We start from the raw sequence: 23,842 nt of genomic DNA, 5'->3' as shown, positions 1-23,842 counted from the left end.
GCGCCTCTGCACGATTTTGACAATCGTTATCAATAGCCGTTAGCGTGGGGGCACCCGCCCGGCCCCTGACCCAGATCGGCTCACCGTGAAGACCCGCCTCCTCGCCCTCACCGCCCTCCTCGGCGGCACCGCGCTCGCCCTGAGCGGCTGCTCCGGAGCGGGCAGCGCCTCCGACAGCTCCTCCGCCGCCGCCGCGGGCGGGCCCGTGAAGGTCGTCGCGTCGACGAACGTCTACGGCGACCTCGTCTCGAGCATCGGCGGCGACCTGGTCGAGGTGACCAGCATCATCGACAGCCCGGACAAGGACCCGCACGAGTACGAGGCCACCGCCCGCGACCAGCTCGCCGTGTCCGGCGCGACCCTCGTGATCGAGAACGGCGGCGGCTACGACCACTTCCTCGACACCATGATCAGCGCGGCCGGCACCGAGGCCCCCGTCATCACGGCCACCGTGATCGCCGGCCTGGAGGACGTCCACGACCACGCGGAGGAGGAGTCGGAGGGCGGGCACGAGCACGCGGAGTTCAACGAGCACGTCTGGTACGACCTCTCGGTGATGAAGGAGGTCGCGGGGCGGATCGGCGACGAGCTCGCCGCGCTCGACCCCGACAACGCCTCCGCCTACTCCGCCAATCTCGCCACCCTCGACGAGGGGCTCGACGCCCTGATCGCCCGCGAGGGCGAGCTGAAGGGCACGCTCTCCGGCCGCTCCATCGCGATCACCGAGCCCGTCCCGCTGTACATGACCGATGCGCTCGGCCTGACCGACGCGACTCCCGAGGCCTTCAGCGAGGCGGTCGAGGAGGGCACCGACGTCCCCGCGACCACGCTCCAGGAGACGCTGGCGCTGTTCTCCGGCGAGGCCGTGGACGCGCTGATCTACAACGAGCAGACCGAGGGCGCGCAGACGGACGCGGTGCTCGACGCCGCGAAGGCCGCCGGGATCCCGGCCGTCCCCGTCACCGAGACGCTGCCCGAGGGCGACGACTACACCGGCTGGATGACCGCCAACCTCGACGCGATCGAGGGAGCCCTCTCCCAGTGAGCCACGACTCCCCGACCAGGCCCGTCTCCCCGGAGGCGGGCCCTTCGGCGTCCGTGCTGCGGCTGCGCGGCGCCGGCCTCCGCTTCGGCGACCGCGAGCTGTGGAGCGGCGTCGACCTCGACGTGCGCGCCGGCGAGTTCGTCGCGGTGCTCGGCGCGAACGGCTCCGGCAAGACGAGCCTCCTGCGCGCGGTGCTCGGCCAGCAGCAGCTGAGCGCGGGGGAGCTGCAGGTGCTCGGCGAGCCCGTGCACCGCGGCAACCGGCGCATCGGCTACATCCCGCAGCAGAAGCTCGCCGACGAGGGCACTCCGCTGCGCGCCCGCGATCTGCTCGGGCTCGGGATCGACGGCCACCGGTTCGGCCTGCCCCTGCCCTCCCGCTCCCGGCGCGCAGCCGTCGACGCGCTGCTCGAGGCCGTCGGCGCCACCGCCTTCGCCGACGCCCCCATCGGCAGCCTGTCCGGCGGCGAGCAGCAGCGCGTCCGCGTCGGCCAGGCGCTCGCGGGCGACCCGGCGCTCCTGCTCTGCGACGAGCCGCTGATCGCGCTCGACCTCGCCCACCAGCGGGCGGTCAGCGAGCTGATCGACCGGCACCGCCGCGAGCGGAACCTCGGCGTCCTCTTCGTCACGCACGACGTGAATCCGGTGCTCGGCATGGTGGACCGCGTGCTCTACCTCGCCGGCGGCCGGTTCCGGATCGGCACCCCCGACGAGGTCCTGCGCTCGGAGGTGCTAAGCGAGCTCTACGATGCACCCGTCGACGTGATCCGCGCCCGGGGCCGGGTCATCGTGGTCGGCGCACCCGACCACTCGCACGTGCACGAGCACGAGGAGGGGCAGTCGTGACGGACGTCTGGTCGCAGATCTTCGACTTCTCGGACTACGGAGCGCTGCTGTCGCTCCTGATGAACTCGGTGATCGCCGGCGCGGTCCTCGGAGTGGTCGGCGGGCTCATCGGCGTCTTCGTGATGTCGCGCGACATGGCCTTCGCGGTCCACGGCATCAGCGAGCTCTCGTTCGCGGGGGCGTCCGCGGGGCTGCTGCTGGGCGTCGGCGTCGTCGAGGGATCGATCGTCGGCTCGCTGATCGCGGCGGTCCTGATCGGCGTGCTCGGCTCGCGCGCCCGCGACCGCAACTCGATCATCGCGGTTCTGATGCCGTTCGGACTCGGCATCGGCATCCTCTGCCTGGCCCTCTACCCGGGCCGCAGCGCGAACAAGTTCGGCCTGCTCACGGGTCAGATCGTCGCGGTCGACGACCCGCAGCTCGGGTGGCTGATCGGCATCTCGGTGGTCGTCCTCGTCGGTCTCGCGCTGATCTGGCGCCCCCTCACCTTCGCGAGCGTCGACGCCGACGTGGCGGCCGCGCGCGGCATCCCCACCCGGGCGCTCTCGATCGCGTTCATGCTCCTGCTCGGCCTCGCGGTCGCCGTCTCGGTGCAGATCGTCGGCTCGCTGCTCGTGCTCGCGATCCTGGTGACGCCGGCGGCCGCGGCGCTGCGCCTGTCCGCCTCGCCGGTGGTCGTGCCGCTGCTGAGCGTGCTCTTCGCCGTCGGCGCGCTGGTGGGCGGCATCCTGCTCGCGCTGGGCGGATCGATCCCGATCAGCCCCTACGTGACGACGATCTCGTTCGCGATCTACGCGGTCTGCCGGATCATCGGCCGCAAGGGCGTCCGGCGCTCCCGGCTCGCCGTCGGCGGCGGGCGGTAGCGTGGCCCGGGTCGTGCGGAATGGAGGTGGTCCAGTGGTCAAGCGCAACACGTGGCAGCGCGAGGCGGTGCGCGAGGCTCTCGGGCGTCGCGAGGACTTCGTCAGCGCCCAGGGCCTGCACAGTGCGCTGCACGCCTCCGGCTCGCCGATCGGGCTCGCGACGGTCTACCGCGCGCTCTCGGACCTGGCCGTGGAGGGCGAGGCCGACTCGCTGCAGTCGCCCGAGGGCGAGAGCCTCTACCGCGCCTGCACGCCGGGGACGCACCACCACCACCTGATCTGCCGCCGCTGCGGGCTGACGGTCGAGATCGCGGCCGACGAGGTCGAGGAGTGGGCGCGCTCGGTCGCGTCGCAGAACGGATTCACGGACGCGCACCACGTCGTGGACGTCTTCGGGCTCTGCGCGGCCTGCACCACGGAGCTCGCCGAGGCCTGAGGCCGGTCCGGCCGGGAGCCCGTCCGCGGGCGACCGTCGATCCTGGTCCGGCTCAGGCCGGGAGGAACACCCCGATCGACCGGTCCTTCACCACGGAGCCGGCGGGCAGCACCCGCCCGCTCATCGCGAGGTAGACGCCCGGCGGCAGCAGCTGCACGGCGGCCACCGCGGTGCCGAGGTTGAACGCGGCGTCGCTGTCGAGCATCCGTGCGGGCTGCATCGCGCCGGTGAGGACGACCACCCGATCGCGGACGACGCCGAGGGCCTCGGCCGTCGCGGTCATCGTGTCGGTGCCGTGGGTGAGGACGATCCGGTCCTCCTCGGCGGCGAGCACCCGCTCGCGGATGAGGGCCCGATCGGCGTCGTCGAGCTCGAGGCTGTCCTTGGCGAGGACCTCCTCGACGCGGAACTCGAGCGTGGTGAGCACCGGGGAGAGCAGGCGCGGCACCATCGGGGCGCCGATCTCGAGCTCGCCGGCGAGCGAGTACTCCTTGTCGACGGTGCCACCGGTGGTGAGGACGAGGATGCGGTCAGTCACGCGATCAGACTAGGCGCCGCCTCCGACACCGGCACGTTCGTGCGCAGTGGCCGCGCCACGGCGGCGCCGGCGGCCCGCATCGGGAACGATGGAGCGCATGACATCCTCCTCCCCCTCCCTCCTCCGCACCGGCGCCAAGGTGCTCCTCGGCTCCGCCCTCCTCTTCGCGGGGGTGAGCCACCTCACCCGCAAGCGGGAGGAGTTCCAGGCGCAGGTCCCCGAGTGGGTGCCGCTGGACAAGGACGCGGTCGTGCTCGCCTCGGGCGTGGTCGAGATAGGGCTCGGCGCCTCGCTGGTGCTCGCGCGCCGCCGGGCGCCGCTGGTCGGGGCCGCGGCCGCCGCCTTCTTCACCGCGATCTTCCCGGGCAACGTCTCGCAGTGGGTGACGCGGACGAGCGCCTTCGGCCTCGACACCGACCGCAAGCGCGCCGTGCGCCTCGCGTTCCAGCCGCTGCTGGTGGCGTGGGCGCTCTGGTCGACCCGTCGTCCGCGGGGCTGATCCCACTCGGCTGATGCCGCTCGGTGGGCGGCACGGCGCCGGCCGCGAGCGCGTGCCGTCCGCCGCCGGCCGCGGAGGATTCCCTTCAGACGTCGTGCTGCGCCTCGGCCAGCAGCGGCGCGAGCAGCTCCTCGATCCGGCGCCGCGCCCCCTCGGCGTCGCCCGCGGCGATCGCCTCGACCAGCTCGGCGTGCTGGCGGGCGTGCACGTCCTCCTCGCCGACGACGTCCTCCTCCAGCACCGACTCGAACATGCCGGTGAGGCCGTCGTAGAGCTCGACGAACAGGTCGTTGTGAGTCGCGACGACGACGGCCCGGTGCAGCGCGGTGTCCGCGGCGATCCGCTCGGCGAGCTCCGGCGCCTCCCACGAGCGGGCCCGGCGGGCCAGCAGGGCGCGGAGGGAGGCGACGTCCTCCCCGGTGCGGCGCTCGGCCGCCAGCGCGGCCGTCGCCCCGTCGATCGCGAACCGCAGCTCGAGGCCCTCCCGGCGGGCGGCGCTCGGGATGCGGCGGCGCAGCGACTCGGCGAGCTGCGAGCGCGCGGTGACGAACGTGCCGCGCCCCTGCTCCCGCCGCACGAGGCCCGCCTGCACGAGGGCCTGGACGGCCTCGCGGACGGAGTTGCGTCCGGCGCCGGTCCAGCGGGCGAGCTCGGCCTCCACCGGGATCCGCTCGCCGACGGCCCAGCGGCCGGAGCGGATCTCCTCGTGGAACAGCGCCGTGACGTGGTCGATCACGCTCTCGCGCTGGAACGGCGCCGCGGGGCTAGACTCGCCAGAATTCATCCCATCATCCTATCTCTCGGGGACTCCATGACCGCAGCACCGACGCTCCGCGCCACCGCCCTCCTGGCCCTCGCCGCCATCGCGATCACCGCGCTGAACCTCCGCACCGCCGTCACCGGCTTCAGCCCGCTGCTCGACACGATCGGCGCCGATCTCGGCTTCGGGCCCTCGCTCTACGGGGCGCTGGGGACGATCGTCACCGCCTCCTTCGCCGTCTTCGGCTTCGTCGCCGCGGCCGTCTCGCGCCGGATCGGCCTGGAGCGCACGCTCGCGATCGCGACGCTGGTGACCACACTGGGCATCGCCCTCCGCGCGCTCAGCCCGAGCCCGGTCGCTCTGGTGCTCTCGACCGTCGTCGCCTTCGCGGGCGTGGGCACCACGAACGTGCTCATCGTGCCGATCGTGAAGCGGTACTTCGCCGAGCGGATCAAGACGGTCAGCTCGCTCTACCTGGCGCTGCTGCAGGTGGGCCAGTTCGTCGCTCCGCTGGTCGCGGTGCCGCTGGCCTCGACGGCGGGGTGGCGCTGGGCGATCGGGATCTGGGCCGTGATGACGGCCGCGGCCTGCCTGCTCTGGGCGGCGCTCGCGGCCCGCGGAGGAGGCGGGGCGGCTCCGGCCGCCGCCGGCGGCCGCGTGGACGGGGCCTGGCGCACGCCGCTGCTCTGGGCGATGGTGCTGATGCTCGGGATGACCGGTCTGCACACCTACGGGATCATCACCTGGCTGCCGACGATCCTCGTCGACGCGGGCGCGGATCCGGCGCAGGGCGGGGCGCTGCTGGCGCTGTTCTCGGTGTTCGGCCTCGCCGCCGCCTTCGTGGTGCCGCCGCTGACGCTGGGGATGCGCAACCCGGTCGTGGTCGTGGTGGTGTGCTGCGCGCTGCTCGCGGTCGGCTACGCCGGCCTCGTCGTCGCTCCGCTGGAGGGAGCCGTGGCGTGGGTGGTCTGCCTCGGGCTCGGCGTCAGCACGTTCCCGATGACGCTGACGCTCGTGAACGCGCGGACGCGGACGACCACCGGCTCCTCGACCCTCTCCGGCGCCACGCAGGGGCTCGGCTACGGGCTCGCCTGCCTCGGTCCGCTGCTGATCGGCGTGCTCTACGAGGCGCAGGGGGACTGGGGCGGCGCGTACGCGCTGCTGTTCGCCGGAGTGGCGGTGCTGCTGGTCAGCGGGATCGTCGCGTGCCGTCCGCGGTTCCTCGAGGACGAGGCGGCGCTCCGCCGGGCCTGAGCGGCGGCGCTCAGCGCGACGCGGCCGGAGCGAGCGCGGAGACGATCCGCCCCAGCCCGAAGCGCCAGGCGCTCTCCACATCGCCGCCGAGGGTGAAGGCGCCGGTGATCTCCATCCCGATGAACCCCGTCGCCCAGGCGGTCAGCGTGCGCGCCGCCTCGAGGGCGTCCTCCTCGCCCGCCAGCTGCGCGGTGAGGTCCAGCAGGCGGGCGCTCGCCGCGTCGCGGTACTCCTGGGCGGTGACGGGCGTGCCGGGAGCGGGGGCCGTCACGAGGAGGAACGCGGTCGGCCGGTCTCTGGCCGGAGCTCCTGGCCGAGCTGCGCGCAATGGGCCGCACCCTCGACGACGTGCGCGGCGTCGTGCTGACCCACGGCGACTCCGACCACGTGGGCTTCGCCGAGCGCCTGCGCCGCGACCACGGCGTGCCGGTCCACGTGCACGCCGCCGACGCCGAGCGGGCGAAGGGCGGGGCGAAGCCGAGGACCGCGACACCGCGGCTGCGCGTCCTGCCGCTCCTCGGCTTCGCGGCCTACGCGCTGCGGAAGGGCATCGCGACGGTCGCGCCGCTCACCGAGGTCGTCGAGGTGCACGACGGGCAGACGCTCGACCTGCCGGGCGCTCCCCGCGTGATCGCGCTCCCGGGCCACTCCCCGGGGAGCATCGCCGTGCACGTGCCGCTGGCCGACGCGGTCTTCGTCGGCGACGGGCTGACCACCCGCCACGTGCTCACCGGCCGCACGGGTCCGCAGCCCGCGCCCTTCACCGACGAGCCGGAGCAGGCGCTCGCGTCGCTCCGGGCGCTCCTGCCCACCGGGGCGCGCTGGGTGGTCCCGGGCCACGGAGCGCCGTGGAGCGGCGGTATCGAGGCGGCGGTCCGGCTGGTCGAGAGCGCCTGAGGCGCGGAGCCGTTCAGGAGGCGGGGACGAGCTTCCAGCGGTCGGCGAGGATCTCGAGGCCCTTGTCGAAGGTCGCCGACCACGCCGTGACGTCGTGGGCGCTGTCCGGCACCTCGAGGTAGGTGGCGCTCATGCCGGCGGCGACGGCCGCGGCGTAGACGGTCTTCGCCCCGGGGAGGAACGAGGTGTCCTCGGCGCCGACGCCGAAGATCGCGACGGTGCCGGTGTAGGGGGCGTTCGCCGCGAGGACGTTCACCGGCTTCGCGGCCTCGTAGGCGGCCTGGTCGTCGCCGAACCCCTGCGCGACCGTCGCCGCCTCGCTGCCGAGGGTCGGCGCGAGCTCGCCCGAGGCGTCGACGATGTTGCCGAAGAGCGACGGGTGGCCGGCGCCGAGCTGGATCGAGCAGGTCCCGCCCTGCGAGAGGCCGCCGATCGCCCAGTGCTGCGCGTCGCCGAGCACCGGCAGGTTGGCGCGGATCCAGTTCGGGACGTCGACGGTGAGGTAGGTGGCCGACTTCCCGAGCGGCGAGTCGACGCACATCGGGTTCCTGTCCGGATCGCCCAGCTGGTCGGGCGACACGACGATCGGCGCGAGGCCGGCGTGCGCGGCGGCGTAGGCGTCGAGGGTCTGCTGGAACTTCTCGGTCGAGAGCGGATCGGAGGGCGACCCCGGCTGCCCCGAGAGCATGATCATCACCGGCAGCAGCGGCGGGGTCGCGGTGAGGGCCGCGGGCGGGAGGTAGACCACGGCGTCGCGGGCCGGGAAGCCCGACGCGGTGGCGGGGATGGCGACCGTCGAGACCGAGCCGACGGCGGGCATCCCGGCCGGGGCCGTCCAGGTCGCGAGGTCCGAGTGCGGTCCGTCCGCGGCGGCGACCGGCACGGAGGAGTCGGAGTACGCGCTGATCCCGAGCGCGCTGCGCACCGTGGGGTACTGGCCGAAGTCGATGTTGACGGTCATCGCGGCCGCCGCGACGACGAGCACTCCGGCCGCGAGCGATGCGAGAACCCCCCGCGCGCGGCGGCGGGCGATCGCGTGCCCGAGGACGACCAGGGCGACGCCCAGCCCGCCGATCCCGAGGCCGATCGCGACCCGGGTGACCGGCGTGAAGTCGACGCCGAACGGGCCGTCGGGCCCGTCGACGAGGGCGGCCAGGGCGGCGCCGCCGATCAGGCCCAGGAGGAGGACCGCGACGGCGATCCCGCCGCGTCGGGAGCGCCCGCGGCGGGGAGCGCGGACGTGGGCGGCGAGCAGGAGGAGGAGCGCTCCGATCGCGAGCACGTAGACGGCGACGACGAGGGGGCCGGAGACGAGGCTCAGGTCGAGGAGAGAGGTCATGCGTCGATCCGGTCGGAGGGTGCTCGGGCGGGCGTCAGTCTGGCGGCGGTCTCTGGAGGAGAGCCGGGAGCTGTCGGGAGCGATTCTCCTCCCCGGGCGCGGATCCACCGAGCTCTCCACCGATCGGGCGCAACCCCGCGCGCCGCGCCGCCGCTCCCGCCTAGCGTGGGACTCCCGACGCACACCGCGCCCTCACGAAGGAGCCCGCACCATGACGCAGCACCCCCGCCTCGAGACCTCCTCCCGCGAGGCCCGCGCATGAGCCGCGGAGTCGCCGTCGTCACGGGCGGCACGGCCGGGCTCGGACGCGCCACGGTCCGCGAGCTCGCCTCCCGCGGCTGGGACGTCGCCGTGCTGGCGCGCGGCGAGGACGGACTGGCGGCCACGGTGGCCGAGATCGAGCAGAAGGGCCGGCGCGGGCTGGGCATCCCGACCGACGTGGCCGACCGCGAGGCCGTCGAGTCGGCGGCCGACCGGGTCGAGGCCGAGCTCGGCCCGATCGAGCTGTGGGTCAACGACGCGATGGTCGGCGTCTTCGGCGAGTTCCTCTCGACCGAGCCCGCCGACTTCGAGCGCGCCGTGGGCGTCAACTTCTTCGGCTTCGTCAACGGCACCCGCGCAGCCCTCTCCCGGATGACCCCGCGCGACCGCGGGCACGTCATCCAGGTCGGCTCCGCCCTCGCGCACCGGGGCATCCCGCTGCAGGCCGCGTACTGCGCCTCCAAGTTCGGCGCCCGAGGCTTCACCGAGGCCGTCACCGCGGAGCTGCTGCACGCGAAGAGCCGCGTGCGCCTGTCCGAGGTCGACATGCCGGCGCTCAACACCATCCAGTTCAACTGGGTGAAGTCGCAGCTGCCGCACCACCCGCAGCCCGTGCCGCCGATCTACGAGCCCGAGGTGGGCGCGATCGCGATCGCCGACGTGGCCGACAAGCCGCGCCGCCGCACCTGGGTCGGCGAGCCGACCGCTGGCACCATCCTCGGCGACCGCTTCGCCGGGCGCTTCATGGACTGGTACCTCGCCCGCAGCGCCTTCGACGGTCAGCAGGCCCCCGACAAGACGGAGCCGATGCTGCCGAACAACGTCTACGAGCCGGTCCCCGGCGATCACGGCGCCCGCGGCCTCTTCAGCGACCGCGCGCACACCATGACGCCCCAGATCTGGATGATCCGCCACCGCGCCCTGAGCTACGCGGGGGCCGCCGCGGCCCTCGCCGCCGGCGCCGCGGGCGTCGTCTCGGCCCTGCGGAGGAAGTGACCGTGGTCGACGCCGTCGTCATCGGGGCGGGCCCCAACGGCCTCGCCGCCGCGGTCACGCTCGCGCGGGCCGGGCTCTCGGTCACCGTGCTCGAGCGCAACGAGACGATCGGCGGCGGCGCGCGCACGGCGGAGCTGACGCTGCCCGGCTTCCACCACGACGTCTGCTCGGCGGTGCACCCGATGGCCCTCGCGTCCGGCTTCTTCCGCGCCTTCGGGCTCGACCGGCGCATCGAGCTGGTCGTCCCCGCGGTCTCGTACGCGCATCCGCTCGACGGCGGCCGCGCGGGCATCGCCTACCGCGACCTCGACCGCACGGTCGAGGCGCTGGGGCGCGACGGAGCGGCGTGGCGCGCCCTGATGGGACCTCTCTCCGAGCGGGCCGACCGCGTCGCGGGCTTCACCAACGACGCGCTGCTGCGGATCCCGACCGACCCGAGCGTGCTGATCCGCTTCGGACTGCGGGTGCTCGAGCAGGGCACCCCGGTGTGGAATCTGCGCTTCCGCGAGGACGTCGCCCCGGCGATGTTCTCCGGGGTCGCCGCGCACTCGATCCGCCCGATGCCGAGCCCGTCGACGGCCGCGGCCGCCCTGGCGCTCGGCGCCTACGCCCACGCGCGCGGCTGGCCGGTGCCGATCGGAGGCAGCCAGTCGATCGTCGACGCGCTCGCCGACGACCTCCGGGCGCACGGCGGCACCATCGAGACCGGCGTCGAGGTGACCTCGCTCTCGGAGCTGCCCCCGGCCCGCGCCGTGCTCGTCGACGGCACGCCGACGGCGCTGCTCGCGATGGCGGGGGACCGGCTGCCCCCGGCGTACGCCGCGGCCCTCCAGCGCTTCCGCTACGGCAACGGCGTGGCCAAGGTCGACTTCGCCCTCGACGGACCGGTGCCGTGGACGAACCCGGAGCTCGCCAGCGCAGGCACGCTGCACGTGGGAGGCAGCCGCGCCGAGATCGCGGCCGCCGAGCGCGACGTGAAGCGCGGCCGGCACAGCCGCAGCCCCTACGTGCTGGTGGCGCAGCCCTCGATCGTCGATCCGACCCGGGCGCCCGAGGGCAAGCACGTCCTCTGGGCGTACACGCACGTCCCCCGGTACTCGCCCGCCGACCAGCAGGAGGCGATCACCGCCCAGATCGAGCGCTTCGCCCCCGGGTTCCGCGACCGCGTGATCGGCGCCTCCTCGATGACCGCCCGCGACATGCAGGCCTACAACCCGAACTACCTGGGCGGGGACATCGCCGCCGGAGCCGCGAGCGTCGCGCAGCTGCTCTCGCGCCCGGTCCTCACGACCGACCCGTGGCGGACGCCCGCGAAGGGGCTCTACCTCTGCTCCTCGTCCACCCCACCCGGGCCGGGCGTGCACGGCATGGCCGGCTGGCACGCCGCCCGCAGCGCGCTGCGGCACGAGTTCGGGGTGCGCGAGTCCCCCGACCTGTCGCCGGAGGCGCACCCGGCCTGAGCCGCCGCCGTTGCGCTGCGCCCGTCGCCGCCCCCGGCCTGCCAGGCTGAGGGACGGCGCCGCCACGCGCCCCACCACCACTCGAAGGAGTCCGCGATGTCCCGCACCACCCGCGTCGTCCACTGCCCGCCCGAGTCCGTCTTCGCGGTGCTCGCCTCCGGCTGGCTGTTCCCGAGCTGGGTCGTCGGCGCGTCGCGGATGCGGAAGGTCGACGCCGACTTCCCGCACGTGGGCTCGCAGCTGCACCACTCCTTCGGCCTCTGGCCGCTCGTGATCGACGACCGCACCACGGTCCTCGAGTGGGACCCGCCGCGCCGGATGGTCATCCAGGCCGCCGGCTGGCCGCTCGGCGAGGCCCGGGTGCGCGTCGAGGTCGAGCCGCACGCGCGCGGCGCGAAGGTGCGGATGCACGAGGCGCCCGTGAAGGGCCCGGGCACGCTCGTCCCGAAGCCGCTGATGCACTCGTTCCTCTGGATCCGCAACCGCGAGGCCGTGCGCCGGCTCGCCCACATGGCCGAGGCGGGAGCCGCGGGCCGCACGCTCGCGCCCGCCTCGCTCCCCTCGCCCGCCGACCGCGCCGGGATCGACCGGCCGAAGCACGTCTGGGCGCGCCTGACCGGAGCGATCGGGTCGATCGCGGTCGGGACGCTCGTGGTCCGCGGCGTCCTCGCGGCCGTGCGGCGCGCCCGGAGCTGACGGGCCCGGACCCGACGGCGCCCGGAGTCGGCGGCGCCCCGGAGACGACGGCGCCCGGGTCGGACGCCGCTCGGCTCGGACGCCGCCCGGGTCAGACGATCCGCTCGACCAGCCGCACGTGCTGCACCGCGACGCGCTTCGGCTCGCCCGCGAAGGCGGCGTCGCGCTCGGGCGAGGCCAGGTACGCCCGCTCGACCTCGGCGAACGCGTCGGCGTCGCCGGCCGTGCTGACCGCCCAGACGAACTCGTTCACCTCGCGGTCGGCGTAGGCGAACTCGATCCGGAAGCCGTGGGCCTCGCGCGCCGGCACGATCCGCTCGGGGAACCAGGCGAGGAAGTCGTCCATCACCCCGTCCATCAGCTCGTAGCGTCGGAGTTGGATCGTCCTGGTCTCGGCTGCAGCGCTCATGCTGCGACGGTACCCGCCCGGCGGCCGCGCCGTCGCCGCGCTACGCTCGCCGCCGACAGCCCCACGACGAGGAGGACAGCACGGACCCCCGCCACCGCTCCCTCGCGCTGCTCGTCGCCGGCTGCTTCTTCATGGAGAACCTCGACGCCACGATCGTGACGACCGCCGCGCCCGCGATCGCCGCCGACCTGGGCGTCGACTCCGCCGCGGTCTCGATCACCGTCACCGCGTTCCTCCTCACCGTCGCCGTCCTCATCCCGGCCTCGGGCTGGCTCAGCGAGCGCTTCGGCGTGCGCCGCGTCTTCACCACCGCGATCGCCGTCTTCACCCTCGCCTCCCTGCTCTGCGCGCTCAGCCCCACGCTGCCGCTGCTGGTCGGCGCCCGGGTCCTGCAGGGCGTCGGCGGCGCGCTGATGGTGCCGGTCGGCCGGCTCGCGGTGCTGCGGGCGACTCCGCGGGAGGGGATCATCCACGCCATCGCGATCCTGGTCTGGCCGGGACTGGTCGCCCCCGTGATCGCGCCGTTCCTCGGCGGGCTGCTCACCACCGTCGCCTCCTGGCACTGGATCTTTTTGATCAACCTGCCCCTCGGGGTCGTCGCGTTCGCGATCGCGCGCCGGATCGTCCCCGCCACCTCCGAGAGCGCGCCGACCCCGCTCGACGTCACGGGGCTGGTGCTCGTCGCGGTCGGGCTCGGCGCGCTGGTCGGAGCGGCGGGGCTCCTCACCGGCTCCGAGCTGGACGGGCGGGCGGTGGCGCCGCTGCTCGTCGGCGCGGTCGTGACGGCGCTCGCCGTGCGGCACCTGCGCCGCGCCGAGCATCCGCTCGTGCGGCTCGACGCCTTCCGCTTCCGCACCTTCCGGGTCGCCAACGCGAGCGGATCGCTCTACCGGGCGACCGTGAACGCGGTGCCGTTCCTGCTCCCGCTGCTGTTCCAGGACGCGTTCGGCTGGAGCCCGGTGCAGGCCGGCTCCGTGGTGCTGGCGCTCTTCGCCGGCAACCTGGCGATCAAGCCGGCTACGACTCCGCTGCTGCGGCGCCTCGGCTTCCGCGGGGTGCTGGTCGCGGCGAGCGCGGTCGGGGCGGCGTGCATGGCGGCGATGGCGTTCCTCGAGCCTGCGACTCCGGTGGCGCTCGTGGTGGCGCTGCTGGTGCTGAGCGGAGTGGCCCGCTCGGCGGGCTTCACGGCCTACAACACCGTCACGTTCGCCGAGGTCCCGCAGGAGGGGATGTCGGGCGCGAACACCCTCAACGCCACCACGCAGCAGATCGCGGCCGGCCTCGGAGTCGCGGTGGGCGCGGTGGCGCTCTCCGTCGGCACCGCGATCGGGCCCGGCCTCGTCCCGTACCGCGTCGCCTTCCTCGCCCTCGCGGTGCTGACCCTCGTGCCGCTCGCCGCCGCCGCCCGGCTCCCGCGCGACTCCGGGAGCGCCCTCACCGCCTGACCCGCGCGGGCGTCAGGCGAGGCCGAGCGCGATGCCGTCGAGGATGTCGTGCGCGGTCGAGTGGACCCGGTCGACGCCCGGCGATGCCTCGTGGACCGCGCGGAGGACCTCGCCCCAGACCAGCGCGCCGGCCGCCAGCACGTCCTCGCGCCCCGGGCGGACCCAGGGGAGGGCCGCCGTCCCCTCCGGAGACAGCGCGGCGAGCTCGTCGCAGGCGGCGAGGACGTCGGAGAGGGGGAGGGACGTCTCGAGCGCGGCGCGGTCGGTGGTGCGGAGGACGTGCGCGGTGATCGTCAGCACGGTCGCGGCGACGCCGACGACGCTCCGGGCCTGCGAGAGGTCGACGGAGGAGGCGGCCAGCGCGGCGCCCACGTCCGCCCGCATCGCCGCGCGCTCGCCCTCCGTCGGTTCGGCGGCCCGGCGGTGGCGCTCGGTCAGGCGGACGCTGCCGACGTCCATCGAGTGCGCCTGCTCCGGCTCCGCTCCGCCGAGCACGAGCTCGGTCGAGCCGCCGCCGAGGTCGACGACCAGCACGGGCCGGGCGGAGTCGACGGCCGAGACCGCGCCGCGGAAGGAGAGCCGCGCCTCCTCCTCGCCGGAGATCGTCTCCGGGGTGACGCCGAGGATCCGCTCGACGGCGGCGAGGAAGTCCTCGCGGTCGGCCGCGTCGCGGGTGGCCGAGGTGGCGACGAAGCGGAGGCGCTCGGCGCCGGCCTCCTGCGCGGCGGCCGCGTACTCGCGGGTGACGGCGAGGGTCCGCTCGAGCGCGGCCGGGTCGAAGCGGCCGGTGCGGTCGACCCCGCGGCCCAGCCGCACGAGCTCGGTGCGGCGCTGGACGTCCCGGAGGCGGCCGCCCTCCACGTCGGCGATCAGCAGGCGGAGGGAGTTGGTGCCGCAGTCGAGCGCCGCGACGCGCGTGGGGGAGGACATCCGCCCATTCTGCCCGCGCGGCCCGGGCCGGAGGCGGGCGATAGCCTGGGGGAGAGACGAAGGAGCCGCCCGTGCACGAACACCACGTCCGCGTCCACCGCAGCGACGAGGAGCTCCCGCGACACGGGCAGCTCGCCCACGCGCTCGCCGAGGTCGCCGCCGATCCGGTCGAGATCGACGACGAGGTCGCCGAGATGGTGGTCAACCGGGTCATCGACAACGCCGCCGTCGCCACCGCGTCGCTCCTGCGCCGCCCGGTCGTCGCCGCCCGCGCGCAGGCTCTCGCGCACCCCGCCTCCATCGGCGGCCAGGGCTCGGTCGTCCTCGGCGTCGACCCGGCCCGCCGGGTCTCGCCCGAGTGGGCGGCCTGGGCCAACGGAGTCGCCGTGCGCGAGCTCGACTACCACGACACGTTCCTGGCGGCCGAGTACTCGCACCCGGGCGACAACATCCCTCCGCTGATCGCCGTCGCCCAGCACGCGGGCATCGGCGGGGCGCAGCTCGTCCGCGGCATCGTCACCGGCTACGAGGTCCAGGTGGACCTGGTGCGCGCGATCAGCCTGCACCGGCACAAGATCGACCACGTGGCGCACCTCGGCCCCTCGGCCGCCGCCGGGATCGGCACGCTGCTCGGCCTCGACGTCGCGACCATCGAGCAGGCCGTCGCGCAGGCCCTGCACACGACGACCGCCACGCGGCAGTCGCGCAAGGGCGAGATCTCGAGCTGGAAGGCGTACGCGCCGGCCTTCGCGGGGAAGATGGCGATCGAGGCGGTCGACCGGGCGATGCGCGGCGAGGCCAGCCCGTCGCCGATCTACGAGGGCGAGGACGGCGTCATCGCCTGGATGCTCGACGGCGCCGACGCGAGCTACGACGTCCCGCTGCCCGACCGCGGCGAGGCCAAGCGCGCGATCCTCGACACGTACACGAAGGAGCACTCGGCCGAGTACCAGGCGCAGGCGCTGATCGACCTCGCCCGCCGCCTGCACCGGACGCACCCCGAGGCCGCCGATCCCGAGCGCGTCGAGCGGATCGTCCTGCACACCTCGCACCACACGCACTTCGTGATCGGCTCGGGCGCGAACGACCCGCAGAAGTACGACCCGGCCGCGTCCCGCGAGACGCTGGACCACTCCGTGCCGTACATCTTCACGGTGGCGCTGCAGGACGGCGCCTGGCACCACGTGCACAGCTACGCCCCCGAGCGGGCCGCCCGCGCCGACACCATCGCGCTCTGGCACCGGGTCACGACGCAGGAGGACGCGGAGTGGACGCGCCGCTACCACTCCACCGATCCGGGCGAGAAGGCGTTCGGCGCGCGCGTCGAGATCCTGATGACGGACGGCACGACGATCGTCGACGAGATCGCGGTGGCGGACGCGCATCCGCTGGGCGCGCATCCGTTCAGCCGCGAGCAGTACGTGTCGAAGTTCCGCACGCTCGCCGCCGACGTGCTCGAGGAGTCCGAGATCGAGCGCTTCCTCGACCTCGCGCAGCGCCTGCCCGAGCTGACCCCGGAGGAGGTCGGCCGCCTCAGCGTGATCGCCGCTCCCGGCGTCCTCGCCTCGATCGAGCCCCCGCGCGGCCTGTTCTGATCCCTCCGCGGGAGGGTCGTCCGCACGCACGGTGACGCGCGCACGGACGGCCTCCCGCGGCGGGGAGCGCCGTCGTCAGGCGGTCTGCTCGGCGACCCAGTCCTGGATCTCGGCGATGAAGCGCCGGCGCGAGAAGACCCGGGTGCGAGCCCGGAAGGCGTCGACGTCGAGCGCGAGCGCACGCCGCAGCAGGTCGCTCCAGTCGGGATCGCCCTCGAGGTCGGCGATGACGCCCCCGCCGGCGAGGGACACGCTCTCGCGCACTCCGCCGATGTCGGTCCCGATGACCGGCGTCCCGCAGGCCATCGCCTCGACGGGCATGATCCCGAAGTCCTCGACGGCGGGGAAGACGTACACGAGCGCCTGCGCGTAGAGCGCGCGGATCAGCTGGTCGGAGGGCGAGATGACGAAGGTCACGTCGGCCCGGATCTCCTCGGCGTAGGCGCGGAGCCGCGCCTCCCAGGGGCCGTGCCCGGCGATGACGACCGGGAGCCCGGTGCGGGCTCCGGCGTCCATGACCTTCTCGAGGCGCTTGTAGGGGACGAACCGCGAGGCGCCCAGGATGAACGGCCGGGCGAGCGAGTCGAGGAGGCGCAGCTCGTCGTCGTCGAGCGGGGAGCGCCAGTCGGTGATCGTCGAGAGCAGCTCGGTGTTCACCGGCGGGTAGATGACCCGCGACGGCTGGTGCCACGCGTCGCGCACCCGCTGCCCGGTGAAGAGGCTGTTCACGGCGATGGAGGAGGCCTCGGCGGCGCGGAGGCGGTCGATCGGCTTGAGGAGCAGGCTCGCGGTGCGGGCGGCGAGGCTGCTGCCGCGGCCGTCGCGGTCGGGCTCCCAGATGTAGCGGGCCGGGGTGTGCGCGTAGACGAGCTTGCGGGTCGGTCCGCTGGTGCGGACGTGGTGGGCGAAGAGGTGCGAGCTGACCAGCACCCACTCGCGGGAGGCGCCGACCGGGAGCCGCCACGTGGGCAGCATCGCCGGCAGGGCGAGGACCTTGTGGCGGCGCAGCGGCGTGCGCGCCAGCCAGGACTCCGATACGGGCCTGCCGACGACCTCGGCGCAGTCGCTCCAGAGGACGCGGACGTCGGCGTCGGCGAAGGCCTCGGTCATCGCCTCGAGCACGCGCTCGGCGCCTCCGCGACGCTCGACCCACTCGTGCACGATCAGGCCGGGACCGACCGGCGGGACGGATCGGGAACGGGTGGTCGCGTCGATGACGGCAGTGATGATGGGCCCCTTCCCCCGGGCGTGCGGTGAGGATCGGGCGGCCATCCGGAGACGGGAGCGGCTCCGAATGCTTATCCGTCGTCGGTGACCGATCAGCAGTGCAGTAGAAGCTAACCGGCTCGTGGAGAAGGAATCGAAAGGCGAGTACGAGTCGTCGCAGAACGACGGGGAAAGGAGAGTCCGATAATCCGGATAAGCCGCGAGTGGAATGGCGAGGATCGTCTGGAGTGCGTCGCGGAGGCGCTATTCCCTCGGAGATCACAACGATGGAGGAGAGTCGCGGAGAAGAAGAAATCACTCTTTCAGTGACGCCGTGCCGGAAGGATCAGGAGACGCCGATGCGCTGCAGGGTCTGCCACCGCCACTGGTCGCGGACGCCCTCGCGGACGGTGCGCACCGCCCGCCAGCCCAGCTCCCGCTCGGCGCGTGCCGGGTCGGCCCAGCTCGCCGCGAGGTCGCCCGGCCGGCGCCCCACGGCCCGCCACCGGACCGTCTCCCCGCTCGCGCGCTCGACCTCGTCGATCAGCTCGAGGACGCTCGTCGGCGAGCCCGTGCCGAGGTTGTAGACCCGGTGCCCGGGCCGCGCGCGCTCGAGCGCCGCGACGTGCCCGGCCGCGAGATCGCAGACGTGGATGTAGTCGCGCAGCCCCGTGCCGTCGGGGGTCGGGTAGTCGTCGCCGAGGACGTCGACGCACCGGGAGGGGTCGCCCGCGGCCCGCGTCAGCACGGGCAGGAGGCTCCCCGGCGCCGTAGCCGGATCCTCGCCGATGCGCCCCGACGGGTGCGCGCCGATGGGATTGAAGTAGCGGAGGCTGACCGCGCGCAGGAGGGGATCGGCGCGCGCGGCGTCGCCGAGGATCTCCTCGATGACGCGCTTGGTCGCGCCGTAGGGGCTCGCCGCGCTCAGCCCGGCGGGGGAGTCCTCCCCGACCGGCATCGCGCCGCCCGGGCTGTAGACGGCCGCCGAGCTCGAGAACACGACGGTGCGGATCCCCGATTCCGCCGCGACCGAGAACGCCGCGGTGGCGAGCCCGACGTTGACCGTCCAGTACTCGAGGGGCCGCCGCACCGAGTCGCCGACCGACTTGAGCCCGGCGAGCAGGACCAGGGCGTCGACCGGTCCGTGGGCGGCGAGGAAGCGGGTCAGCGCGGCCGTGTCGCGCGCGTCGGCGATCAGGCGGGGGACCACTGAGCCGGTCAGCTCCTCCACCGCGTCGAGGGTCCGCTCGCTCGCGTGCGAGAGGTCGTCCACGACCAGCACCTCGTGGCCGCTCTCGAGGAGCGCGACGGCGGTGTGGCTCCCGATGTAGCCCGCTCCGCCCACCAGAAGGACTCGCATGCGGGGGAGCCTAGATCGGCTCCCGCACGGCGTCGGCGCCGCTGCCGGGCCCGCGGGTCCGTCGATCCGCGCCGCCGTCACCCGTGCGCGGGACGCCCTCTGCCGCGGTCGTAGCCCGCGATCGCCGCGGACTCGACGGCGAGCGCGACCAGCTTCTCGCCGACCGGGCGGGGCACCACTCCGAGCGCGGCGTCCGCGACTCCCGCGACCAGTGCCGTCCGCCGCTCGCTCCCGCCGCGGGCCAGGAGGCGCACGGCCGCGTCCCACGCGCCGGCCGCGGGCACCGCCTCCCGCACCTGCTCGGGGTGCAGCCGCTCGAAGGTGCGGCGGGCCGCCCCCGAGAGGAACGCGCGCCGGCTGCGGACCGCCGCCGAGACGGAGGCGCCGTGGTGCAGGGCCTCGGCGCCGGGCTCGATCCGCACCGGCACTCCCAGGCGGTGCAGCCGGTAGCCCCAGTCGACGTCCTCCCAGCCGTACTCGCGGTAGTCGGTGCTGTAGCCGCCGACCCGGTCGTACGTCGCCCGCGTCACCGAGACGTTGCCGCCCCAGTAGCGCCAGGAGGCGTCGGAACCCGCCGCGTAGGCGCCGCGGCGGAAGCGCTCGCCGGCGGGCCGGCCGTAGGCGCGGGAGTAGGCGGTGCCCGGGTCGACGTCGGGGCAGAGGCCGACGACGCCGGCGACCGCGTCCCGATGGGCCCCGACGTGCGCGGCGGCCCAGCCCGGGCCGGGCTCGAGGTCGTCGTCGCAGCGGATCAGCACGTCGCCCCGCGCGGCGTCGAAGCCGGCGGTGAGCGCGGCGGAGCGCCCCCGGTTCTCGGGGAGCACGACGCGGCGCACGGGCACGGGGGAGGCGTCGAGGGCGCGCTCGCTGGCATCGACGACGCCGTCGAGGACCACGACCACGTCGAGGTCGCGGTGGGTCTGAGCCGCGAGGGCGGCGAGGAGGCGGGGCAGGCGCGCCGCACCCGCGTAGCTGGGGACGACGACGCTCGCGACGCTCATCGGGACTCCTCGCCGCGCGGGCTGCTCTCGACCAGGAGCAGCTCCTCCAGCCCGCTCAGCACGCGCGCCAGGTCGTCGGCGATGGCGCCGGGATCGGTGGTGTGGAGGCGGGCGAGCCGGTCGGCCAGGCCGGAGAAGTCCTGCGGCTCGTCGTCGAGCGCGCGCCAGGTCGCGGCCACGCTCTCGCGCAGCGCGTAGGGGCTGCCCATCGGGGAGACGTCCAGCGGGAGCACCAGGACGCGCCCGTTCAGATCGACGGAGGCCGTGTCCGGGCGGCGCCGCCAGAGAAGGAGCCGGGGGTCCTCTGCCATCTTCTCCGCGTCCTCTCCGCTGATCGCCGCCACTGCGAGTAGAAATCCGCCAGCGCCTCTTATCGCGACGCCTCTCTCGCTATGTTTGCCGCCGACGCGCCAAGGGGTGTACGTCGAGCGACAGCACCGGAGGGCCGCCAATGTCGGAGTCTAATCCGCTCGCATCCAGCGATATCAGCGATAAGAGCGAGAAGAAGAGCGCGAATTCCGCGGGCGTCTTCGCACGGCGGACGGTCGTGGCCGGAGCGGTCTGGTCGGTGCCCGCGGTGATGCTGGCGCAGTCCGCCTCCGCCGTCTCGATCAGCTGCTTCCCGGTGGGCACGGTCTTCCAGGCGGTCGCCCGCGGACGCCTCCTCAGCGGCTTCCTCGGCGGCGTGAACCTCGACAATGTCGCCGGTGTCTCGGGCGTGACGGCGACTGCGCCGGCGTCGGGACCGAATCCGCCCGACCCGGTCGTCGTGACGGGCGGCGTCAACGCCACGGTACTGAACGGCATCGCCGTGAACGCGACCGGGCTGACCGGCACGCTCTCCTCCCTCCTCACGCTGGCGGCTCCCGCCGGCGTCGGCACCCTCAACCAGTACGCGGAGGCGAGCACCACCGGCACCGTCCGCGGAGCCTCCGGTGCGATCACCAATGCCGGCCAGCTGGCGCTGACCCCGACGTCGGGGAGCTACCCCGACTTCGGCACCGTCAACCTGCAGGCGATCCTCGCCGCCGTCGGCGGGCCTGGTCTGTCTGACCTCCTGACCAACGTTGCCGGGCTCACTCTGCAGATCGGCGCCGTCACCGGACGCGCAGCTCTTCAGTCGGCCTGCGTGCCCGGGTCGGACAACCTGCAGCGCGACTACCAGATCACCAGGCTGAACCTGGTGCTCACGTCGACGGCGCTGACAGCTCTCGTCACTCAAGTGACGACCGCCCTGACGACGATCGGCAATATCGGTCTTGTCACCGTCGACACCGCCGCCATCCTCGCGGGGAACCTGCCGGGTGGAGGTCAGCCGATCCAGGCGAGCCTCGGGACGACTCCGGCGACACTGACCATCGATCTCGCCTCCCTCCTCGGGCCGGCTCCCGGGCAGCCCGGGAACACGCAGTTCGGCTCCTACTCCGCCTTCCTCAACAACCTCCCGCCGAACTCGACGCTCCTCGTGGACAGCGGACTCGGCGTTCCGGCGGCGGCCCTGACCGCCTTCACGACGTCGCTGGTCACCGTGCTCACACAGCGGCTGCGCGAGAACATCAGGATCCTCGGGATCCCGCTGAACGGCGCTGGCGTGCTCGCCAGCGTCTTGACCCTGGTCCTGAACGTGCTGAACCCGCTGCTCGCGGCCCTGCCTGCTCTTGTCGGAGCCGTTGTCACCACCGCGATCACCCCGGTCTTCGCCGCCCTGCGGGACGTCATCCAGATCGACGTCAACGCGCAGAACCGCTCGACCAACCCGACCGGGCCCGCCGCCCTCGAGGCGCTCCCCGTCGGCCGCTACGACGTCGCGGCGCTCTACATCCGCGCGGTGGGGCTCGTGAACCTGCTCGACCTGTTCATCGCCCGCGGCTCCGTCGGGCCGAACGTCCGCACGGGCTAGCCGCGCGCTCGGCGCCGTCAGGCGCCGTGGACCACGAGGCCGTGCTCGACCATCGCGTCGAGCACGGCCTCGACGTGCGCCCGGGGGTCGCCCGCGGGCGGGGCGCCGTGCTCGGCGATGACGGCCCCGGTCAGCGCGTCGACCGTCGCGGGCGTTCTGAGAGCACGCCACAGCACCGGGCCGATCCCGGTCAGCGTCTCGACCCGCTCGTCGAGGAGGCAGCTGACCACTCCGTCGCGCTCGACCCACTCGACGCCGGCGGCGCGCGCGAGCAGGCCCGGGCCGGGCGCCGCCGGATCGGCCTCGGGTGCATCGGCGACGACCGGCGACGGCTCCCCGATCCGCTCCAGGAGCGGCAGCACGGTCTCCGCCTCGCGGTAGCGGAGCACCTGCGCCCCGCCGACGGAGTCGAGCAGCCCGGCGAGGTGGTGCAGCGCCGCGGGCAGCCGTGCGAAGTGGCTCAGCTCGGGCAGCAGCACCGAGAGCGCCTCGTCGAAGGCGATCGGCTCGAGCCGGGGCTCCGCCGGGCCGGAGGGGTCGCGGGCGATCAGGAGCAGGGTGGCCAGGCGCAGCGGAGCGTCCGGCAGCGGCTGCAGGCCCATCGCGGCGGGGGAGCGGTGCCGCTTCCAGTCGCCGCCGTCGAGGAGGGCGACGGGCTTCCGGAACGGCAGCACCCGCCCGTCGCGGCGGACGGCGAGCGTCTCGTCGGTCACGTACCCGTACCGCCGAGCGGCGAGGCTCACGAGGGTCGACTTCCCGGCACCGGGCCGGCCGACGAACGCGACGACGCGGCCGTCGGTCAGGGCGACCGCGGAGGCGTGCACGCTGAGCAGCCGGCCCTCGCAGGCGTCGGCCGCCGCGAGGGTGAGCGCGGCGCCGATGTGCTCGGCGAGGGCGTCCTCGGTCGGCTGCGCGATCACTCCCGGCTCCCCGACCGGCTCGGTCAGCGACACCCGGTACTCGGAGCCCGGGCGATCGGCGTCGTCGTCCACGTCGTTCCACGACTCCTCCACCTCCGTCACGAAGCGGTCGGGGACGGTGTCGTCGAAGGTGAAGCGCACGCCGAGCCCGAAGGGGGCGCGGATCAGCCGGCGGGTCATGTCAGGTCCTGTCCGTCCGTCGGAGGTGGTCCCACGCGAGCGGAGCCGTGCGGGCGCCGCGGCGCAGCCGCCGCCACCAGCCGGCCGCCACGTCGATCCGGCGCGGGCCGATGGCGGGGTCGGCGGCACGCAGGGCGTGGGGAGCGGGGAAGACGGCGCGGGCGAGGAGCAGCGGCCGCTGCCGCCAGCCGGCCGCGCGCACGGCCTGCACCCACCCCGCGGAGGCGTGGGGCGAGCTCGCGTTGATCCGCCACGCCCGCAGCTCGGCCGCGGGCACCTCCCCGGCGCGCGCGCGGATGCCGAGCGCGTCGAGGAAGGGCTGCGCGGTCTGGACGGCGCCGAGCTCCTCCGCAGCCGCCCGGAGCGGAGCGTGCAGCTCCGCGCGGGCGGCCACCGCCTCGACGAGCAGGTCGTAGTCGGAGGGCCGCGTGAGGCGCGGGTCGGTGATCTGCCAGGCGTCGCGGAGCGCGTGCAGCGCCAGCACGAGTGCCGAGTCGGCGACGCTGGCGGTCGCGACCGGACGGCCGGCCAGCTCCACGATCCGGTGCCGGCTCCACAGCGCCTCGAAGGCGTCGCGCGGCGGCACGAGGAATCCCGGCCACCGCCAGTGCACGTCGATGTCGACCGGCCACGCGGCGTGCCGGTAGGAGCGCGAGTGCTTGGCCGCGAGCGTCGGTCCGTCCGGCCAGGGCCGCTCGGTCCAGCCGTCGGCGGCCAGGAGAGCCAGGATCCGGGGCAGGTCGTCGGGGGCGACCAGCAGGTCGACGTCGCCGGAGGCGCGGGGCGGCCGGAGCCGGTCGGCGGCGGCGGTCGGTCCCTTGAGCACGAGTGCGCGCAGGCCCGCCGCGTCGGCCCGCCGGTGGACGAACGCCGACACCAGCGGCACGGCCTCGTCGGCCCAGAGAACGCCCACGAGCTCCATCCGGTCAGTATTCCAGCGCTCCCGCGGCCCGCGGAGCCCGTCCGGGGCGGTGGAGCCGGGCGCTCGTCTCGGTGAGGATGGGCCC

At 74.5% G+C, this 23,842-nt stretch carries 25 protein-coding genes; 13 read left to right on the top strand and 12 right to left on the bottom strand.

Annotated elements, in window-relative coordinates; all coding sequences use genetic code 11:
* Positions 1-85: 85 nt before the first annotated feature.
* Genes C5C37_RS14815 through C5C37_RS14800 form a run of 4 tightly spaced genes read left to right on the top strand, consistent with a single transcriptional unit; the run spans position 86 to position 3,189 of the window.
* Positions 86-1,045, top strand: coding sequence for a metal ABC transporter solute-binding protein, Zn/Mn family (locus tag C5C37_RS14815; RefSeq protein WP_104269548.1), 960 nt, complete (start codon positions 86-88; stop codon positions 1,043-1,045).
* A complete protein-coding gene (locus C5C37_RS14810; RefSeq protein WP_104227225.1) occupies positions 1,042-1,890 on the top strand; it encodes a metal ABC transporter ATP-binding protein in 849 nt (282 codons plus the stop codon). Before C5C37_RS14815 ends, C5C37_RS14810 begins: the two co-directional genes overlap by 4 nt.
* 59 nt (positions 1,891-1,949) lie before the next feature.
* Positions 1,950-2,753: a metal ABC transporter permease gene (locus tag C5C37_RS14805; RefSeq protein ID WP_104224551.1), complete on the top strand. Its 804-nt coding sequence runs from the start codon at positions 1,950-1,952 to the stop codon at positions 2,751-2,753.
* Positions 2,754-2,787: 34 nt separating this feature from the next.
* On the top strand, positions 2,788-3,189 hold the full coding sequence (locus C5C37_RS14800; protein ID WP_104296046.1) for a Fur family transcriptional regulator: 402 nt from the start codon (positions 2,788-2,790) through the stop codon (positions 3,187-3,189).
* 52 nt (positions 3,190-3,241) lie between these two features.
* Here C5C37_RS14800 and C5C37_RS14795 read toward each other — a convergent pair whose 3' ends face one another.
* Positions 3,242-3,727 (bottom strand): asparaginase domain-containing protein, encoded by a 486-nt coding sequence (locus tag C5C37_RS14795; protein WP_104263356.1) that lies wholly within the window; start codon positions 3,725-3,727, stop codon positions 3,242-3,244.
* An 88-nt stretch (positions 3,728-3,815) separates the two neighbouring features.
* Here C5C37_RS14795 and C5C37_RS14790 point away from each other — a divergent pair, with 88 nt between their 5' ends.
* The gene (locus C5C37_RS14790; protein WP_181027249.1) at positions 3,816-4,226 is read left to right on the top strand and encodes a hypothetical protein; all 411 of its coding nucleotides are present in this window, start codon (positions 3,816-3,818) and stop codon (positions 4,224-4,226) included.
* 85 nt (positions 4,227-4,311) lie between these two features.
* On the opposite strand, the gene C5C37_RS14785 is transcribed toward C5C37_RS14790, so the two are convergent.
* The gene (locus C5C37_RS14785) at positions 4,312-5,010 is read right to left on the bottom strand and encodes a FadR/GntR family transcriptional regulator (protein WP_104309969.1); all 699 of its coding nucleotides are present in this window, start codon (positions 5,008-5,010) and stop codon (positions 4,312-4,314) included.
* Between the two features lie 27 nt (positions 5,011-5,037).
* On the opposite strand from C5C37_RS14785, the gene C5C37_RS14780 reads away from it, so the two are divergent.
* Complete coding sequence (locus C5C37_RS14780; protein WP_104263355.1) at positions 5,038-6,240, top strand: MFS transporter; 1,203 nt, start codon at positions 5,038-5,040, stop codon at positions 6,238-6,240.
* Positions 6,241-6,250: 10 nt separating this feature from the next.
* Here C5C37_RS14780 and C5C37_RS14775 read toward each other — a convergent pair whose 3' ends face one another.
* Positions 6,251-6,511, bottom strand: a complete 261-nt coding sequence (locus tag C5C37_RS14775) for a TetR-like C-terminal domain-containing protein (protein WP_104261301.1) — start codon at positions 6,509-6,511, stop codon at positions 6,251-6,253.
* 38 nt (positions 6,512-6,549) lie between these two features.
* Between C5C37_RS14775 and C5C37_RS14770 the strand changes: the two genes are divergently transcribed.
* Entirely contained in the window at positions 6,550-7,137 is a 588-nt protein-coding gene (locus C5C37_RS14770) for an MBL fold metallo-hydrolase (protein ID WP_308471056.1), read from the top strand.
* A 13-nt stretch (positions 7,138-7,150) separates the two neighbouring features.
* Here the strand turns inward: C5C37_RS14770 and C5C37_RS14765 are convergent, their stop codons facing one another.
* Positions 7,151-8,476, bottom strand: a complete 1,326-nt coding sequence (locus tag C5C37_RS14765) for an esterase family protein (RefSeq protein WP_104339179.1) — start codon at positions 8,474-8,476, stop codon at positions 7,151-7,153.
* Between the two features lie 258 nt (positions 8,477-8,734).
* On the opposite strand from C5C37_RS14765, the gene C5C37_RS14760 reads away from it, so the two are divergent.
* The 3 genes from C5C37_RS14760 to C5C37_RS14750 all read left to right on the top strand — a co-directional run bounded on the left by C5C37_RS14760 (position 8,735) and on the right by C5C37_RS14750 (position 11,889).
* Entirely contained in the window at positions 8,735-9,733 is a 999-nt protein-coding gene (locus C5C37_RS14760; protein WP_104233564.1) for an SDR family oxidoreductase, read from the top strand.
* Between the two features lie 2 nt (positions 9,734-9,735).
* Positions 9,736-11,193, top strand: a complete 1,458-nt coding sequence (locus C5C37_RS14755) for a phytoene desaturase family protein (RefSeq protein WP_374953827.1) — start codon at positions 9,736-9,738, stop codon at positions 11,191-11,193.
* A gap of 96 nt (positions 11,194-11,289) precedes the next feature.
* Positions 11,290-11,889 carry an SRPBCC domain-containing protein gene (locus C5C37_RS14750; RefSeq protein WP_104233566.1) on the top strand — a complete coding sequence of 200 codons (600 nt, stop codon included), beginning with the start codon at positions 11,290-11,292 and terminating at the stop codon, positions 11,887-11,889.
* Positions 11,890-11,980: 91 nt separating this feature from the next.
* On the opposite strand, the gene C5C37_RS14745 is transcribed toward C5C37_RS14750, so the two are convergent.
* Positions 11,981-12,298: an NIPSNAP family protein gene (locus C5C37_RS14745; RefSeq protein WP_104224531.1), complete on the bottom strand. Its 318-nt coding sequence runs from the start codon at positions 12,296-12,298 to the stop codon at positions 11,981-11,983.
* Positions 12,299-12,429: 131 nt separating this feature from the next.
* Between C5C37_RS14745 and C5C37_RS14740 the strand changes: the two genes are divergently transcribed.
* Positions 12,430-13,743, top strand: a complete 1,314-nt coding sequence (locus C5C37_RS14740) for an MFS transporter (RefSeq protein ID WP_104339178.1) — start codon at positions 12,430-12,432, stop codon at positions 13,741-13,743.
* 12 nt (positions 13,744-13,755) lie between these two features.
* On the opposite strand, the gene C5C37_RS14735 is transcribed toward C5C37_RS14740, so the two are convergent.
* On the bottom strand, positions 13,756-14,673 hold the full coding sequence (locus C5C37_RS14735; RefSeq protein ID WP_104339177.1) for an exopolyphosphatase: 918 nt from the start codon (positions 14,671-14,673) through the stop codon (positions 13,756-13,758).
* A 71-nt stretch (positions 14,674-14,744) separates the two neighbouring features.
* Between C5C37_RS14735 and C5C37_RS14730 the strand changes: the two genes are divergently transcribed.
* The gene (locus C5C37_RS14730; RefSeq protein ID WP_104339176.1) at positions 14,745-16,268 is read left to right on the top strand and encodes an MmgE/PrpD family protein; all 1,524 of its coding nucleotides are present in this window, start codon (positions 14,745-14,747) and stop codon (positions 16,266-16,268) included.
* A 75-nt stretch (positions 16,269-16,343) separates the two neighbouring features.
* Here the strand turns inward: C5C37_RS14730 and C5C37_RS14725 are convergent, their stop codons facing one another.
* The 4 genes from C5C37_RS14725 to C5C37_RS14710 all read right to left on the bottom strand — a co-directional run bounded on the left by C5C37_RS14725 (position 16,344) and on the right by C5C37_RS14710 (position 20,146).
* Positions 16,344-17,540, bottom strand: coding sequence for a glycosyltransferase (locus C5C37_RS14725; protein WP_104224527.1), 1,197 nt, complete (start codon positions 17,538-17,540; stop codon positions 16,344-16,346).
* A gap of 280 nt (positions 17,541-17,820) precedes the next feature.
* Positions 17,821-18,834, bottom strand: coding sequence for a UDP-glucose 4-epimerase GalE (galE, locus tag C5C37_RS14720; protein WP_104324644.1), 1,014 nt, complete (start codon positions 18,832-18,834; stop codon positions 17,821-17,823).
* Between the two features lie 77 nt (positions 18,835-18,911).
* Positions 18,912-19,835 (bottom strand): glycosyltransferase family 2 protein, encoded by a 924-nt coding sequence (locus C5C37_RS14715; RefSeq protein WP_104248009.1) that lies wholly within the window; start codon positions 19,833-19,835, stop codon positions 18,912-18,914.
* On the bottom strand, positions 19,832-20,146 hold the full coding sequence (locus C5C37_RS14710; RefSeq protein ID WP_104309962.1) for a hypothetical protein: 315 nt from the start codon (positions 20,144-20,146) through the stop codon (positions 19,832-19,834). The genes C5C37_RS14715 and C5C37_RS14710 overlap by 4 nt, the downstream gene beginning before the upstream one ends.
* A gap of 140 nt (positions 20,147-20,286) precedes the next feature.
* On the opposite strand from C5C37_RS14710, the gene C5C37_RS14705 reads away from it, so the two are divergent.
* Positions 20,287-21,735 (top strand): choice-of-anchor G family protein, encoded by a 1,449-nt coding sequence (locus C5C37_RS14705; protein ID WP_146081518.1) that lies wholly within the window; start codon positions 20,287-20,289, stop codon positions 21,733-21,735.
* 17 nt (positions 21,736-21,752) lie between these two features.
* Here the strand turns inward: C5C37_RS14705 and C5C37_RS14700 are convergent, their stop codons facing one another.
* Positions 21,753-22,835, bottom strand: coding sequence for a PqqD family protein (locus C5C37_RS14700; RefSeq protein WP_104339174.1), 1,083 nt, complete (start codon positions 22,833-22,835; stop codon positions 21,753-21,755).
* Between the two features lies 1 nt (position 22,836).
* Complete coding sequence (locus C5C37_RS14695) at positions 22,837-23,757, bottom strand: nucleotidyltransferase family protein (RefSeq protein WP_104248013.1); 921 nt, start codon at positions 23,755-23,757, stop codon at positions 22,837-22,839.
* Positions 23,758-23,842 lie beyond the last annotated feature (85 nt).

It is taken from the genome of Rathayibacter sp. AY1F9 (genome assembly GCF_002932155.1).
In the GTDB taxonomy this organism is placed as follows: domain Bacteria; phylum Actinomycetota; class Actinomycetes; order Actinomycetales; family Microbacteriaceae; genus Rathayibacter.
This window is presented reverse-complemented; position numbering and strand designations above follow the sequence as displayed.